Raw genomic sequence first — 16,754 nt, 5'->3', positions numbered from 1 at the left:
CGTTATTGAGCTTAGCCTGCGTTTAACCAAGGTTGCGAATACCAATAAAAGTAACCTTTTTTACTGAGCGATGGCGCAGTGCAGTTATAGCGACTGCGACCGCGATTCAGGGGTTTACTGGCTTTTACTTCAAAGGTAGTTTCATCTAACCAAAGTGGCTCAAGCACTTCACTGCCTGCATAGCAGCGCAGTTGTTGCCGACGAAAATCCTCTGTTTGCAGGGATAAGCGCAGTGAAGGCGGGTTAGCACTGACTTGCTGATCGGCCATCACATACTCTGTAATAGGAAAGGCCAGCGTACGTAATTTTTGACTGAGATCTTTGAGATCCGCATACTGACCCGCTGCAGGATAACGCGGGATCCGCGTTAATTTTGTTAAAGGGCCAATAGCCCCCGATTGCTGACCAATACCGATAAAGCCCAATTGCTGCACTAAATCTTCTAGTGCATTATTAAATTCGCCATAAGGGTAGGCTAACCATTTATGCTGTTGGCCCGTTTCTTCTTGAATGCGCTGCTCTGCTTGCAGAATACTTTGTTTCATCCGCTCTAACCAAGCCGCTTCTGTTTCATCTTTATTGCGCGTTGCCATATGCTCATGCCACATGGCGTGGTTAGCGATTAACACGCCATCTTCTGACATTTGTTTGATTTGCGGCCAAGTTAGCACCGGCCCGATACGCTGATCAATCGCGCCTGGGCTGATAAAAAGCGTATAGGGGTAGCCGAATTCCTGCAAAATAGGGTGGGCCGTGGTGAAATTGTTTTCATAACTATCATCAAAGGTGATTACCACGGCATTATCGGCAATCGGTTGTCCCGAGGTTAATTGTTGAATTAACACATCAAGGCCAATAACTTGAAAGTTGTTATCGCGAAAATAACTGAGATGGGCGCGAAGTTCATCTGGGGTAACACTGCTCACACGCGGCGTGTCGCTGGCAACATGATGATAAATCAACATTACGGCCGCTTGAGCCGGAGAAAGTATTAACGAAAGTAACAGAAGTATCAGCGCACGCATAAAAAAGCCCCAATAAGGATATCGAGGCTGTTATAGCATAGTTGGTAATAAAATGCTGCTAGCGCACTTAGTAATAAGAGTGTTCGCCGCGCTGGTGCTCTGTAATGTCTTTTACGCCAGACAACTCGCCTTCGAAACGTGCTAATAACTCTTTTTCAATGCCTTCTTTTAACGTTAAGTCGACTTGTGAGCAGCCATTACAGCCACCGCCAAATTGTAAGATTGCCACGCCAGTGGGTGTTAATTCCATCACGCTAACACGGCCACCATGGTTGGCTAATTGCGGATTGATTTCACTATCGATGACATATTGCACGCGTTCCATTAAAGGGGCGTTGTCACTCACCTTACGTACTTTGGCATTCGGCGCTTTTAATGTCAGCTGTGAACCCATCTGATCGGTCACAAAATCGATTTCTGCGTCCACTAAGTAAGGTTTACTTTCTTCATCAACCACCGCGTCAAAGCCGGTAAAGTTCAACGTGATATCGGTTTCTTCAACCGCATCGGGTGGACAATAAGACACGCCACATTCCGCCTGAGCCGTGCCAGGGTTGACCACAAACACCCGAATGTTGGTGCCAGCAGGTTGTTTTTCTAACAGCTTGGCAAAGTGGGTTTGAGCCTGTTCTGAAATTGCAATCATAGTAGTACCTGACTAAATTACTAGGTTATGCCTTATGATACTCTTCCTATTGCAGCGATGCCAGCCCTGCTTGAGTTTTGTGCTGCTTTCTGGCTAACTTGGCCAGGGCTTGTTGACGTTTGTTGTTTAGGTTTTGTTCGTTTGGCGGTGTTTTGCTCGCGAAACGAGAAGTGCAGTTTAGTTATTCTAAATAAACGACGAGAGACAAAGAGCAAAGCATCGCCAGACGAACCCTTCGGGCAGCGTGTGGCTGGCATTTCTACTACGTTATACGAAATATATCCTATATTTCGCTTTCGGCCAGCAGAGCTGTTTCCGTTTGTTCCAGACAAACGGGTCGCTTGTTTATGTAGAATAACTACACGGCACAAGCTCTGCCTTGTATAAATACCAGCCACTCAGCTGAAAAAACAACCAGCAAACGTCAACAAGCCCTAATACTCTAGAGGGAATATAATGAAAAAACTGGCTACAATTATTTTGTTTTTTGCAGTTTGGCAGGTACAGGCCAACTACTTCAACGAAAAAGTCATTAACGACGTGTCCGCACCTGAAGCGGTGTTAGGTTTCAAAGTGGGTGACTGGCATGCGCGACATGATCAAATTCAACGTTATTTTGAAGTGGTCGCAGCTCAATCGGATAGAGCACAACTGGAAGTTATCGGGAAAACTCATGAGCAGCGGCCGTTGCTACAATTGGTTGTTTCTTCTCCTGAAAATTTAGCTAATTTAGAACAAATTCGCTTGCAGCATTTAGCTCAGGTGCAAGGCAATGCTCGCATTACTGCAGATAGCCCAGTGGTCATTTGGTTGGGTTATAGTATCCATGGTAATGAAGCGAGTGGCGCCAACGCAGCCTTGGTTTTAGCGCATTATTTAACGGCAAGCACTAATCCAGAAGTACAGCAGTGGTTAAAGCAGGCAATCATTTTAATTCAGCCCAGTTTAAACCCTGATGGTAATGACCGCTTTGCAAGTTGGGTGAATATGCATCGAGGCAAAGTTGCGGTGACAGATCCACAACATCGTGAGCATATTGAACCCTGGCCGAACGGCCGACCGAATCATTATTGGTTTGATTTAAATCGGGATTGGTTATTACTGCAACATCCGGAAAGTCAGGCGCGTTTAGTGCAATTTCACAAATGGCAGCCGAATATTGTTGGCGATTATCATGAAATGGGTACCAACAGCACGTTTTTCTTCCAGCCCGGCATTCCGTCACGCAATTACCCATTAACACCTGAGCGCAACTTTGAGCTGACTAAAATGATGGCGGGTTTTCATGCGCAAGCCTTTAATCAACGAGGCGCACTGTATTACACGCAAGAAAGCTTCGATGATTTTTATATCGGTAAAGGCTCAACCTATCCGGATATCAATGGCAGTGTCGGCATCTTATTTGAACAAGCCAGTAGCCGTGGCCATGCCCAAGAGTCGATTAATGGTGTCTTAGCTTTTGCTGATGCGATTAAAAACCAGTTTGATGCCTCGTTATCAACTATTCGTGGTGCTGTAACCAATCGGCAACAGCTATTAACCTATCAACAAGCGTTTTTCGAGTCTGCCGCGCAGCAAGCCCGCAGTGATCGCGCTAAAGGCTATATCTTAACGGAATCGCAAGATCAAAGTCGTTTAACGGACTTATTGCGTTTATTAGCACAGCATCAGATCACGGTATATCCATTAGAGCAAGATTGGCAATATGAGCAACAACAGTTTAAAGCCGGTCAAAGTTATTATGTGCCATTACAACAGGCGCAGTATCGGTTATTAAAAGCGGCCTTTAGTACCGATAAGTCCTTTAATGACAACACGTTTTATGATGTGTCGGCTTGGACCCTGCCTTATGCTTATAACATTGATTTTGTTCAGGTCAACCGCGAGCCTGGCCGTGCCTTAGCTGAACAACCTTGGCAATGGCAGCCTCGGGCACCGCAACAAACGCCAGAAGCAGAAGGTTATGCCTACGTATTAAATTGGCAGGATCAGCAAGCCCCAGTAATGCTGCATGCGATGCTGGCTGAAGGTTTAGTGGTGCGTGCAGCGCTGGGTGATTTTACGGGGACTACCACCAAAGGTAATCGCGGCTTTAAAGCGGGTGCCATGGTTATCCCTGCGGGTTTACAGCCACATGCAGATTGGTTTTTCCGCTTACAAAAAATACAAGAGCGCTTTAATTTACCCATCTATACCCTCACCACAGGGCTAAACAGTCGTGGTAGTGATCTGGGTAGTAGTAATTTTACGCCTGTTACTTTACCGCAAGTGTTAGTGGTGGCAGGGCCAGGTGTCAATTCCACAGAAGCCGGTGAAGTGTGGTTTAACCTCGAGCGTTTAGCCGGTGTTTCACCCAGTATGATTGAGCCTGATCGCTTATCACGAGTTAATTTAAACCGTTATACCCATATTATTGTGCCAGATGGTAACTATCGCAGCTGGTCTGAGGCAGACATTAATCGTTTACGGCAATGGACCATGCAAGGCGGTATTTTGTGGGGTCATAAAGGTGGCGCCACTCTGTTAGCGCAAGCCAAACTGCTACAAGCTGCGGTGTGGACTGCAGATGATATGGCCGAGCTGATCCCTGCTAATGAATTAACCTATGCTGATAAAGAGGCTTTGGCCGGCAAACGTCGCATTGCTGGGGCTATTTTTAATGCTGAATTGGATTTATCACATCCGTTAACCTTTGGTCTCAATCGTAAAGATATGCCGCTGTTTAAAAACTCTAATGTGTTGTTACAGCCAAGCAAAGCACCCTTTGTTAATGTTGCTAAGTACAGTGCTGAACCCCACTTAGCCGGTTACACCGCAGCAGAATACATACCCCGCATAGCTGAAGGTGCGGCTCTTGTTGCGCATAATTTAGGTCGTGGTCGGGTCATTGGTATGACGGATAACCCGGTGTTCCGTGGCTATTTCCAAGGTTCAAGCCGTTTACTCGTCAACGCACTGTACTTAGGTCATGGTTTTAGCGCTAACGCGGAAGATGAAGAGGATGACGAGTAGTTAAACGCGGGAGTTACCGCCAGCGTCCAAACGCTAACTTGGCTAGCACCATGCTGTTTTAGCAGGCGCGTCAGCTGATTGGCTGTTGCGCCGGTTGTCACAACATCATCAATTAATGCTACATGTGCCGGTAATTTGCCGGCACATGTTATTTGAAACACCCCTTTTAAATTCTGCTGGCGCTGTTGTCGATTTAACCCCACTTGATGTGCGCTGTCTTTGCTGCGTTGTAAAATATCCAACAATGGCAACTGCAAGTTGTTGGCGGCAAGCTCAGCCAGTATTTTGGCTTGATTAAAGCCACGTTTCCGCTCTTTTTTACGCGTCATTGGCACATACACAATCGCGTCGGGCAAGGGATGGCCTGCAGCTTGATAGTGTTTCAGTAGTTGCACAAACTGCTGCTGTAATAATGCGGCCGAATAAGCATCGGCATGAAATTTCCAACGGCGGATCCAATGCTGAAAAGGTAATTGATACCAAGTTAAACTGAGTAAGCGATCAAATTGGCAATCTGTTAAACCATTGCTGACTGCCGGAAGCCAGAGCAGGTTATAATGGCAGAGGGCAAAAGGTAATTGCGGTAAAGCAGCTTGGCAATCAGGGCAAAGCAATTGCTGATGGTTGAGCACTGGCAGGGTGCACCACAAACAGGGAGACGGCAGAAGTTTTTGCCATAGCCAGCGCAGTGTGTCGAGTAGCTGCATAGTCATCAGTGGTTAGTGTAAATGGGATAAGCATGGCAGAAATGAGTAAAAATGCTAAGCCAACCTTGGTGCTATTGCACGGTTGGGGATTGAACAGCGGTGTCTGGCAGCAAGTTAAAGCCACCCTAGCAGAAGATTATCAGGTCGTTACGCCAGATTTACCCGGTTTTGGCATGAATCAACGTTTCCCAAGCGGCTATGCTTTTGACGACGTTGTAACGCAACTGGCGGCGATGGTCCCTGCACAAAGTTATCTATGCGGTTGGTCGTTGGGGGGGCTATTGGCTATTGCCATTGCCGCACGTTATCCCAATAAGGTTGCGCGATTAGGGTTAGTTGCCGCCTCACCGTGTTTTCTGGCGAACGCCAACTGGCCTGGTATGCAAGCGGCAGTACTCGAGCAATTTGCTCAAGCACTGACCCAGAATATTGCGCTGACTATTCAGCGTTTTCTGGCGATCCAGGCGATGGGATCAGAACATGCCCGCGCTGATATTCAACAGCTTAAACAGGCGATTGCCGCCGCACCTTTGCCTGCAGACGAGGCCGTACACGGGGCTTTACGTTTATTAACAGAGCAAGATTTAAGGCACACGTTTAGCACCTTAAGCCAGCCGGTGTATGGTTGCTTTGGTCGGCTTGATTCATTGGTGCCAGTTGCGGTAGTGCCTGAACTACAAACACTTTTGCCAAAAGCGCACTGCACGGTATTAAACAAAGCCTCGCATGCGCCCTTTATTTCTCATCCTAACGAGTTTGTCAGTTGGCTACAGAATGGGTTGTTGGCAAAGGAATAGCTTTCTTTTTCTGGCTTTATGGTTAATAATTAATCAATATAGATCTCATTACGGAAGTCACACTATGCAAATACAATCTGCTTATGCTGCAGGCATGCAAGGTTTGCAGCGCGCGAGTGCCGGGATTACGGAAGAAACCGTTAATATCAATCGGCAAACTCAGCAAAATCGTATTCAAGAGCAAGATGTTGCCGCACAAAACAATCGTGAAGCAACAGCTGCCACAGCATCTGAGCCGGTGCAAGACACAACGCAATCCATAGTTAAAATGGAGCAGCAACAAGTCGCGGCACAAGCGAACGTTCGTTCTTTGCGTACGGCAGATGAAATGCTCGGTAGTATCATCGATATTCGAGTGTAAACTCTATGCAAATCACATCCACCTATCCTAACGTCAGTATCAACACCGCGAATCCGGCAACGGAACAGGCGCGGCGTGATATGCAGCGTCGAGAGTTGGTGGAGCCTGTTCGTGACACTGAAAAGGGCAGTGCTGAACGTGCATTAAATTCAGATGATCGCACCCGTAATGGCAATGCGAACAGCAATGTCACTTTGTACGACCGTAATGGTAAAGAAACCGAAACCCAACAAGCGGTAGAAGGGCGGCAGCAACAGTCTTCCGATCAGCAATCTTCTGAACAACAGGCTTCAGAGCAAAAATCTTCCGAGCGGCAAGCCGCTGAACAGGCAGAACAACAAGCCCAAACCGAGCAAAATGAAGTGCGTGAGTTACAAGCGCGCGATCAAGAAGTGCGGGCACACGAGCAAGCGCATGCCACCATTGGCGGTCGTTATGCCGGTAGCCCCAGTTACGATTATCAACAAGGCCCTGATGGTCGTCGTTATGCTGTCGGTGGCGAAGTGCAAATTGATCTCAGTCCTGTGCCAGGTGATCCGCAAGAGACTATTCGTAAAATGCAGCAGGTTAAAGCGGCGGCATTAGCGCCTGCTGAACCTTCGGGGGCAGATCGCAGTATTGCGGCGGCAGCGAGTCAGCGTGCGCAACAGGCCCAGGCAGAATTAATAGCACAAAATGCCGAAAAGCTGATTGAAGCTGCGGCCAGTTCAACAGCTAATAGTGAAACAACTGCTTCGTTGAATGCTGCGACGGCAACAGACACCCCTCAGCAAGTAGAGTCGGCACCGGTTGCCGGTATTGTATTACCGCAGCGTGAGCGCCTAGAAATAAACTCCATGATGCAGACACGTACTAAAGTGATTCAAAACTTCTACCAGTTGGCGACAGAGCCACAACAGCGGCCACTGCGCCAACAAGCCTAAGTTTCAGCCCATCGCTACTTTTTGGTTTTCGCTAATGCGGCGGCAAAGGCCTGTCCCATTGCCGCGTTTGCGCTCTCGGGTTGCGGTTTTACCTTGGCTGTTTTAGTGGTTACGGGTTTTTGACCACTCGCTGCCGTTGTCGCCTGCTGTGTAGGTTCGTTTAATTTCATGGTAAGAGCAATACGTTTGCGCGCCGCATCCACTTCTAACACCTTAACCTGCACAATATCCCCAGCTTTAACAACCTGATGCGGGTCACTGACAAATTTATCGGCTAAAGCTGAGATATGCACTAAACCATCTTGATGCACACCGACATCGACAAAGGCACCAAAGTTGGTGACGTTAGTTACGACGCCTTCTAAACGCATGCCGACTTTTAAATCCGCTAAGGTTTCCACGCCCTCTTTAAAATGCGCCATTTGAAATTCTGGCCGCGGGTCGCGCCCTGGTTTATCGAGCTCTTTGATTAAATCGGCGATGGTCAATAAACCAAAATGTTCATCAACAAAGCGAGCCGGATCAAGCTGCTGTAAAAAGCTGCTATTGCCAATAATTTGCTCCACGCTTTTTTGGTGTGCCGCTAAGATTTTTTCCACTAAAGGATAGGCTTCAGGATGCACACCAGAGGCATCTAACGGGTTTTCGCCATTGTTGATGCGTAAAAAGCCAGCCGCTTGTTCATAGGCTTTAGGGCCAAGGCGTGGCACTTTCAATAGTTGTTTACGTGTGTTGAAGCGACCATGCTCATCGCGATATTGCACAATATTTTGTGCCAAAGTTTTATTCAGGCCCGCCACTCTGGCTAACAAGGCGGCAGAAGCGGTATTCAGATCAACACCAACAGCGTTTACGCAATCCTCGACTACGGCATCGAGCGATTTGGTTAATAAACTCTGATTGACATCATGTTGATATTGGCCAACACCGATGGCCTTGGGTTCAATTTTGACCAGTTCGGCAAGCGGATCTTGTAAGCGACGGCCGATTGAGACTGCGCCACGAATTGAGACATCGAGATCGGGAAATTCTAAGGCCGCTAATTCAGATGCTGAATAAACCGAAGCGCCGGCTTCCGACACCATGACTTTGCTGATACGTTGTTGTGGTAAGGCTTTTATCACTTCAGCGGCCAGTTTATCGGTTTCTCGTGAGGCGGTACCATTACCCACCGCAATTAATTCAATCTGATACTGTTTAGATAGGGCAATCAGCGCTTGTAATGATTTGTCCCATTGATTAGTTGGTGCATGAGGATAGATAGTCGTGTGATTAAGCACCTTGCCTGTTTCATCAATGGCGGTCACTTTAACGCCGGTACGTAGGCCAGGATCGAGCGCGAGTGTAGGGCGCATACCGGCAGGCGCGGCCATTAGCAGATCTTTTAGATTACGCGCAAACACCTTGATGGCTTCGGCGTCAGAGCGCTCACGCAATTCGCTAAGTAAGTCATTTTCTAGGTGAAGTTGCAGTTTCACTTTCCAAGTCCATTGCACCACTGTGCGTAAAAACGCATCGGCAGGGCGATCAAGCTGGCGCAATTTAAAGTGATTCGCCACCATTTGCTCACAGATAGCATGCGGTTGCTCAGCGTTAGCATCGGGGATCAATTGTAATTGTAAGATACCTTCGTTTCGTCCACGAAACATCGCTAAGGCGCGGTGTGAAGGAACATGTTTCAGCGGTTCGGTATGTGAAAAATAATCACTAAATTTAGCGCCTTCCGCTTCTTTACCGTTAACTACTGTGCTTTGTAATTGCGCATTGGCAGTAAGGTATTCACGTAGTCGAGCTAACAAATCCGCATCTTCAGCAAATTGCTCCATTAAGATATATTTGGCCCCATCTAGTACCGCTTTCACATCGGTATAGCCGGCATCAGCATTGATATACGCTGCGGCGGCTTGCTCAGGTTGCAGCATCGCATTGGCTAATAATGCCTCCGCTAGCGGCAAGATCCCCGCTTCAATAGCTAATTGGCCTTTGGTACGGCGCTTGGTTTTATAAGGCAGGTATAAATCTTCTAAACGGGTTTTATTATCGGCGGCTAATAATGCCTGCTCTAGCGCAGTGGTTAATTTGCCTTGCTCAGCAATGGTTTTTAAGATCACTTGCCGACGCTCTTCTAACTCGCGCAAATAGGTTAAACGCTGATCTAAGGTGCGAAGTTGAGTGTCGTCTAAAGCGCCTGTCACTTCTTTGCGGTAACGGGCAATAAAGGGCACTGTCGCTCCTTCATCTAATAAAGCGATGGCTGCGGCAACTTGCTCTGGACGAGCAGCAATTTCGGCGGCAATTTGTTTAACAATGATAGACATAATAGCTTCCTGTCTGCATTGTGCAGTAACCACGAGGCAGACGTTGGTGAGTTAAATGAGTATAGGCTAAGGCCTTAACGAGAAAATAATAGCGTGACATTTTACAATGCTGCATCGGGGTAATGGATAGCAACGATATACCAGTCTTTTAGTCCGGTCGGTGTTTGCACTGTGGCCATATCATCAACTTGTTTTTTGAGTAAGGCGCGGGCCATCGGAGCATCGATAGAAATGTAATCGTTGCGACCATAAATTTCATCTGGGCCGACAATCCGAAAGGATAACGTTTGACCATCATCATCTTCAATTACAACCGATGCGCCAAAGAAAACACGACCTTCTTGCTGTGGCGAATAATCGACAATACTGAGCGTATCTAAGCGCTTTCGTAAAAAACGGATACGGCTATCGATCTGTCGCAATAAACGTTTATTGTACTGATAATCCGCATTTTCTGAGCGATCCCCAAGGCTGGCAGCCCAGCTAACAATACGGGTGACTTCGGGCCTTTTTTTAAACCACAGTTCATCATGTTCGTTTTTTAATTGCTGATATCCGGCGCGCGTGATCAATGTTGTTTTACTGCTGGTTCTTTTCACGAGAAGTAACAAGCCTTGTTAAAAAAAGCATAAAGTGTTGGGCGATGTTGCCAGTTGCTAGTGCTGATTATCAATCAAAGCCGTTGTTGGCGTAAAGCCTTTTAGGGGCCTACCGCGCTACATCATCAGCTCTTTTAGAATAAAGGAGCTGCCTTGTCTTAGTGATGGCGTGTTCGTTTGAAAAGTTTTGTAACATTGTTTGTGCTTAAGGCTTGATGCAAAGCCAGTGATTTCGTTTATAGTGAGGAAAATGCAGCACAAAGGACAAGGCAGTGGTCACAGAGACAACAAAAATCCTAGTAGTGGATGATGACTTACGTTTACGCTCATTATTAGAGCGTTATCTGGTCGAGCAAGGTTATCAGGTACGCAGTGTGGCAAATTTTGAGCAAATGCAGCGCTTAATGGAGCGTGAGCATTTTCACCTGCTGGTGCTCGATCTGATGTTACCTGGTGAAGATGGTTTATCTATCTGCCGTAAATTGCGTCAACAAGAAAACGATATTGCCATTATTATGCTAACGGCAAAAGGGGATGAGGTTGATCGGATTATCGGCTTAGAAATGGGCGCAGATGATTATTTACCGAAGCCTTTCAATCCCCGTGAATTACTGGCTCGTATTCGTGCAGTGCTGCGCCGTAAAAACAAAGACGTGCCTGGTGCGCCAAGCCAAGAAGAAACCATTGTCACTTTCGGTCCTTTTCGTTTTAACCTTGCTACCCGTGAAATGTTTAAAGGTGATACCGTTTTACCGTTAACCAGCGGCGAATATGCGGTGCTTAAAGTGTTGGTGAATCATCCCCGTGAGCCGCTCTCACGAGACAAATTGATGAATCAAGCGCGTGGTCGTGATTATTCAGCGATGGAGCGCAGTATCGATGTGCAGGTGTCGCGCTTACGTCGTATGTTAGAAGATGATGCAACTAACCCTCGCTATATTCAAACAGTATGGGGTTTAGGCTATGTGTTTGTACCCGATGGTCGGTTGAATTAATGCCGTTTTTACCGAAAAGTGCCTTTGGCCAAACGGTTTTCTTAATTGGTTTTTTGCTGCTGATCAATCAATTAGTGTCGTATTTCTCGGTGGCGTTTTATGTAATTAAACCCAGCACGCAACAAATAAGCTATCTGATTGCTCGCCAAGTTAACTTACTGATCCCAAAAACGGATGTGTCGGCAGAAGCCAATGCGATATTGCGTCAGCATGTCGAAAGCATCACCGGCGCTCAACTGTTCTCGGAAGCCGAAGCACAAGAGCAAGGCTTAGCGAATGCCAGTTATTATCGTTATTTTTCACAACTGATGTCGAAAGAGTTACAAACTGATACCGAAGTTCGTATTTCGCAAACAGAAAACTTTGTATTTTGGGTGCGTTCAAGCACTGCTCCCGAGTATTGGGTCCGCGTACCACTCACCGGTTTAGAAGAAACTAGCTTTCCGTTATTAACCTTTTATTTATTAATGATTGGTGTCCTCAGTGTTATTGGTGGCTGGTTGCTAGCACGTCATCTAAATCGGCCTTTACAGGGGCTACAGCACGCAGCGATTCAAGTTGGTAGAGGTGAATTTCCACCACCATTGTCAGAAAAAACCGGTGCAAGGGAGATTACAGCAGTAACCAAAGCGTTCAATTACATGGCAAAAGGGATCCAGCAGCTTGAACAAGACCGTGCGCTATTGATGGCTGGTGTGTCACATGATTTGCGCACACCGCTTACACGGATCCGTTTGGCTTCTGAGATGATGAGTGAGCCAGATAGCTGGATCAGAGAGGGCATTATTAACGATATTGAAGATATGAATGCCATAATCGATCAGTTTATTGATTATTTGCGCCATCACAAACAAGAAGAGCTACAACAGGTTGCGTTAAATGAATTGCTGCTGGAAACCGTGCAAGCGGAATATGTGCAGCAACGGCAGTTGATAACACGTTTAGATCCGCACTTGCCATTATTGTGGCTGCGCCGCATTGCGATAAAACGGTTATTAAATAATTTATTGGAAAATGCACTGCGCTACAGTGACGGCGCTATTGAAATTAGTAGTGGCTATCAGCGCCAAAAGAAATTGGTTTACTTTGAAATCCGGGATCACGGCCCAGGTATCCCAGAAGATAAAATGCAGGCTATGTTTACGCCATTTGTGCAAGGTGATGAAGCGCGAGGCAGTGGCGGCTCTGGCTTAGGCTTGGCCATTATCAAAAAAATTATTGATACGCACTCAGGCGAGGTTCGATTAAGTAACCATGCGCAGGGGGGCTTAGTCGTAACTGTATTTTTCCCCTTGCAAAAACCGCATTAGTTTTTTTGTAACATTTGTCAACCATTCTTGACGCAAAGTTTAAATATACACATCTCTTTACACTTATTTTGTCTCTAACATCATTACATTTGTATGAAGCTGTGGTAAAAACAGTAAGGAAGCCGTTAAAACGTACTTGGCTTTAATTATAAAAACAACATTCTCGCGGTGATGCCCATCACAAACCTAGTGAAAGGTGTTAACGCTGGTTAATAAGAGCGTTTAACGATAAATAAACGCCAGCATAATGATATAAAAACAATAGTTTTAAGGAGCAACACCTTGGTGAACATGAAAAAAGCCCTACTGGCATCGGCCATCAGCATAGCGATCTCAGGCTCTGCGCAGGCCGGTATTCAGCAATTAAAAGCGGCCAATGGCCAAAGCGTACATGAAGTTTATGGTGCTGTGTCAGCTTCTATTGACGAGCAAGCTCAAACGCCTAGCGCATGGTACGTATTATTAAATGCCCCTGCCACTACCGAAGCATTAAGCGGTCAACAATATAATGTGCAACTTGCGCAGCAAATTACCGCTCAAGTTGAAACTTTACAACAAGACATCACAGCGCAGTTATCAGTATTAGATGCAGATGCACAAGTTTTAGCAACGACTAAAAACTTAGCAGCCGGTCTCGTTGTGCAGGCTAGCCCAGAAGCTTTAGTTGCACTGCGTGCGAATCCTGCCGTGGTTGATATTATGCCTATTTATGACAGCGAATTGCATGTCGCAGATAGTGCGCCTTACATCAAAGCGAAACAAATTGTCGACGCTGGCTTAGCCACGGGCGCGAATACTCGAGTGGCTATTTTAGATACCGGTATCGACTATACACATAGCCTGTTAGGCGGCCCTGGCACAGCAGAGGCTTATAGCGCTGCTATTGCTGCCTCTGCACAAAGCACGGCTCCAGCTTGGCCACAAGGCAGCGTTATTGGTGGTTTTGATTTTATTAATAATGATCCAAACCCAATTGACCCTGCGGCCGAAGGCCATGGTACTTGGGTAGCTAGCGCCGTAAATGGTATTGCCCCAGATACTTCTTTTTACGGTTATAAAGTGTGTGCGCCCGCACCGGTCAACTGTACGGGTGTGGCACAACTTCGTGCTTTAGAAGCTTCGATGGATCCCAATGGTGATGGTAACTTAGAAGACCGCGTTGATATTATCAACATGTCTTTAGGTGGTCAGTTTGGTTCAACTCAAACAACATCGGGTACGCAATTCTTAATTCAACGTGCAGTGAATTTAGGTGTGAACGTGGTGATTTCTGCCGGTAATGACGGCAATATTCCATTTCGCGTTGGTGGCCCAAGTACCACACCAAATGCTTTATCAGTTGGCGCGATGACCAACCCAGCAACCTCAGTGGGTGTATTTGAAAGTGCTGAGATTGATGGTGAAGATGTCGTTATGGTTGCAGCAGGTTTTAACAAAACCTTTGATTTTAGTTTTAATTCAAGCACGACACCTTTAGTGGTAATCCCGGGAAGTTACACTGCCTGTGATCCTTTAGCTGAAGATGTGGATTTAACGGGTAAAGCGGTATTGCTGTCGCGTGGTACCTGTGGCTTCGTAGTAAAAGCCAAAGTAGCACAAGATCGCGGAGCAGCGTTTGTGATCATTGCTAACAGCAACCCAGGTGAAGCACCGATTGTTGCTGGTGGTACAGACGACTCTGTAACAGTACCAACGATTATGATTACCAAAGAAGTGGGCGATGCTCTGAAAGCCAAGTTAGATGCTGGCGATATGGTAGATTATTCTATCTCGTCTGTTGCTAAATCAGGTGCGGGTGCGACAGCTGACTTTACATCACGTGGGCCATCGATGGATGGTTTATTAAAACCTGAAATTACTGCGCCAGGCGTACAAATTGAAATGGCACGAACCGGCACAGGAACAGGTACGTCAAGGGCGAATGGTACTTCTTTCTCTGCGCCAATCACCGCAGGTGGTGTGGCCTTAGTTCGTGAGTTACTGCCAGAGCGTAATGCTTCTGAAATTAAAGCAACGTTAATGAATACGGCCAATATGGACGTGTACTTAACGCCAAAAGCCATTAATCCAGACGCGAAATTAGCGCCGATCAGCCTGATTGGTGCCGGTTTAGTGGATGTGGAAAAGGCAGTAAGTTCGCCAGTGGCTGCTTGGGTACATGATACCGCTTTTGATACCAAACAAGCGGCATTATCTTTTGGCTTACAGACGCTGGACAGTGTCAGTTCAATGACGAAAACGGTTACGGTTAAGAACTTTAGTTCTGACGCAAAAACCTACCAGTTAAGCACTCAAGCGCGTTATGCTGACAAGGCTGAAACGGGTGCATTAAGTTGGAACATGCCAGCCAGTATTACTGTGCCAGCAGGTCAAACTGTTAACTTTGATGTGACCTTGACGATTGACCCAGCTAAATTACCGGCATTTACATTAAGCAATGGCGTGTATTACAGCCCGTTGATGGCAGCAGCTCAGCTAGATACTGCTGAATATGATGGTGCTATTGTTTTCAACGATGCTGCAACCAGCACAGCGAACGACTTACATTTGGTTTATCACATCATCCCGAAAGCCGCAGCTAAACTTCGCTTAGAAGGTGAATTAGTCAGTGGTAAAGCGGCAACAAAAATTACTAACACCGGTGTTGTTGATGTTGAACCTTTTGCTTCAACCTTAGTGGCAGCTTCGCCAGTCAACGCGGCCTTGAATCCTAAGCATGATATTCGTGCAGTAACCTTGGATATTGCAGAGGCGGGTTTCTGTGGTTCAGGTTATGCAGTATACCCGACGATTCACTTAGAAGGTGGCGTTAATCACTTATTACAAGGCAACTATTCAGTTGATTTGGATGTGAATAACGATGGTGCTTATGACTTTACAATGAATACTTTACTCATCACACGTTTTGGTGCGGCGTATGCGGCTTCGCCTGGTGTGTTTGTATCGTTTAATACTCGCTTTGGTACTTTATCTGGTCCATTTGGTGATGTAATCCACTATGCTGGTGGTAAACAAGTGACGCTTGAGGCTTGTTTTGAGTCTGTTGGCTTATCTGCCATGGATTTAGGTCGCACAGTGAATGCACGTGTTAGAACAAGTAGTGATTCTTACTCACTGACAGCAACGAACATTGCTGATTCACTGACCACTACGATGACTATTGCACCATCACCAGCGGTAACCTTATCAAGCAGCGCTGAAACAGCACCTGCTCCAACGGGTGCTGAAACGACAGCAGCAGATGACGACACTACTGTAACGATGTTACAACCAGGCGAGTCAGCTTATGTGATGCGTCCAGAGGGTGATGATCGTAGCTTTGTGATGATTTCTGCTGCAGCAGAAGCGATTGCCGTAGCCGATTACTCAGCCCCAATGGCAGCGCCAACCGTTACCGCAAACCAAACCTTCTCCGTGAATGAAAACACAGCGACAGGTACAGTGATTGGTACCATTGATGCAGAAAGTGATTTCCGCTCTGCCGTAGCCGAGTTTGTTGTTCTGGGCAGTTCTTCTTCGGTCATCAAAGTAGAGAGCAACGGTGACATCGTTGTCGCTAATGCAGCTTTATTGGATTATGAAGCGGGTCTGACGTCAGTACAATTTGAAGTTGCTGCAATGGATACTTCAGGTAGTGTCTCTAGCCCAGCTAGCGTAACAGTAAATGTGGTTAACGTTGCAGATGCTATGCCGACCTTGACGGCCACGGTGAGTATGGCAACCTTAGCGTCGGGTACTGCTGCTGGTACAGTTGTGGGTTCTGTTGCTGCGCAAGCAAACGAATCGGGTGCCACGATCAGCTCGGTAACCACAAACAATTCATTGTTTGCGGTACAAAATGGCCAGTTAATTCTGACGCGTTCACCGAGCCGTGATGATGCGAAAACACATAGCATCGTGATCACCGCTCGTGACTCTGCAGGCTTACAAGCTACGGCTAACGCCAGTGTTACTGTAACGCATAAGAGCTCAGGTGCTTTCGGACTGTTTGGCCTGTTATTAGTGCCAGTGCTGTTTATCCGTCGCCGCTTTGCTAAAAAAGCGTAATTAAGCGTTCGCTT

General features: G+C 46.7%; 12 protein-coding genes. 7 read left to right on the top strand and 5 right to left on the bottom strand.

The genetic code is table 11. The features are described 5' to 3' along the window. Window positions 1-11: 11 nt before the first annotated feature. On the bottom strand, window positions 12-1,025 hold the full coding sequence (locus tag ACUJFK_RS00310; RefSeq protein WP_445425717.1) for a polysaccharide deacetylase family protein: 1,014 nt from the start codon (window positions 1,023-1,025) through the stop codon (window positions 12-14). Window positions 1,026-1,092: 67 nt separating this feature from the next. After that, window positions 1,093-1,671: a Fe-S biogenesis protein NfuA gene (nfuA, locus tag ACUJFK_RS00305; protein ID WP_226751332.1), complete on the bottom strand. Its 579-nt coding sequence runs from the start codon at window positions 1,669-1,671 to the stop codon at window positions 1,093-1,095. Between the two features lie 456 nt (window positions 1,672-2,127). Between nfuA and ACUJFK_RS00300 the strand changes: the two genes are divergently transcribed. Next, window positions 2,128-4,683 (top strand): M14 family zinc carboxypeptidase, encoded by a 2,556-nt coding sequence (locus tag ACUJFK_RS00300; protein ID WP_445425716.1) that lies wholly within the window; start codon window positions 2,128-2,130, stop codon window positions 4,681-4,683. On the opposite strand, the gene ACUJFK_RS00295 is transcribed toward ACUJFK_RS00300, so the two are convergent. Beyond that, complete coding sequence (locus ACUJFK_RS00295; protein ID WP_445425715.1) at window positions 4,638-5,390, bottom strand: ComF family protein; 753 nt, start codon at window positions 5,388-5,390, stop codon at window positions 4,638-4,640. The genes ACUJFK_RS00300 and ACUJFK_RS00295 overlap by 46 nt on opposite strands. Window positions 5,391-5,431: 41 nt before the next feature. Here ACUJFK_RS00295 and bioH point away from each other — a divergent pair, with 41 nt between their 5' ends. The 3 genes from bioH (at window position 5,432) to ACUJFK_RS00280 (ending at window position 7,471) form a co-directional block, all read left to right on the top strand. Further along, window positions 5,432-6,187, top strand: coding sequence for a pimeloyl-ACP methyl ester esterase BioH (bioH, locus tag ACUJFK_RS00290; protein WP_445425714.1), 756 nt, complete (start codon window positions 5,432-5,434; stop codon window positions 6,185-6,187). A gap of 64 nt (window positions 6,188-6,251) precedes the next feature. Next, complete coding sequence (locus ACUJFK_RS00285) at window positions 6,252-6,548, top strand: hypothetical protein (RefSeq protein ID WP_226751328.1); 297 nt, start codon at window positions 6,252-6,254, stop codon at window positions 6,546-6,548. A gap of 5 nt (window positions 6,549-6,553) precedes the next feature. Continuing rightward, complete coding sequence (locus tag ACUJFK_RS00280) at window positions 6,554-7,471, top strand: putative metalloprotease CJM1_0395 family protein (RefSeq protein WP_226751327.1); 918 nt, start codon at window positions 6,554-6,556, stop codon at window positions 7,469-7,471. Between the two features lie 14 nt (window positions 7,472-7,485). On the opposite strand, the gene ACUJFK_RS00275 is transcribed toward ACUJFK_RS00280, so the two are convergent. Together ACUJFK_RS00275 and greB are read right to left on the bottom strand one after the other, a co-directional pair. Continuing rightward, a complete protein-coding gene (locus tag ACUJFK_RS00275; protein ID WP_226751326.1) occupies window positions 7,486-9,789 on the bottom strand; it encodes a Tex family protein in 2,304 nt (767 codons plus the stop codon). Window positions 9,790-9,890: 101 nt separating this feature from the next. Beyond that, complete coding sequence (gene greB / locus ACUJFK_RS00270; RefSeq protein ID WP_226751325.1) at window positions 9,891-10,388, bottom strand: transcription elongation factor GreB; 498 nt, start codon at window positions 10,386-10,388, stop codon at window positions 9,891-9,893. A 272-nt stretch (window positions 10,389-10,660) separates the two neighbouring features. Here greB and ompR point away from each other — a divergent pair, with 272 nt between their 5' ends. From ompR to ACUJFK_RS00255, 3 genes are all read left to right on the top strand, one after another. Then, window positions 10,661-11,383: an osmolarity response regulator transcription factor OmpR gene (gene ompR / locus ACUJFK_RS00265; RefSeq protein ID WP_226751324.1), complete on the top strand. Its 723-nt coding sequence runs from the start codon at window positions 10,661-10,663 to the stop codon at window positions 11,381-11,383. After that, window positions 11,383-12,693 carry a two-component system sensor histidine kinase EnvZ gene (envZ, locus tag ACUJFK_RS00260; RefSeq protein ID WP_445425713.1) on the top strand — a complete coding sequence of 437 codons (1,311 nt, stop codon included), beginning with the start codon at window positions 11,383-11,385 and terminating at the stop codon, window positions 12,691-12,693. The genes ompR and envZ overlap by 1 nt, the downstream gene beginning before the upstream one ends. A 291-nt stretch (window positions 12,694-12,984) precedes the next feature. Next, entirely contained in the window at window positions 12,985-16,740 is a 3,756-nt protein-coding gene (locus ACUJFK_RS00255; protein WP_445426746.1) for a S8 family serine peptidase, read from the top strand. Window positions 16,741-16,754 lie beyond the last annotated feature (14 nt).

The sequence above is a fragment of the Alishewanella sp. HL-SH06 genome (assembly GCF_052656265.1).
This window is presented reverse-complemented; position numbering and strand designations above follow the sequence as displayed.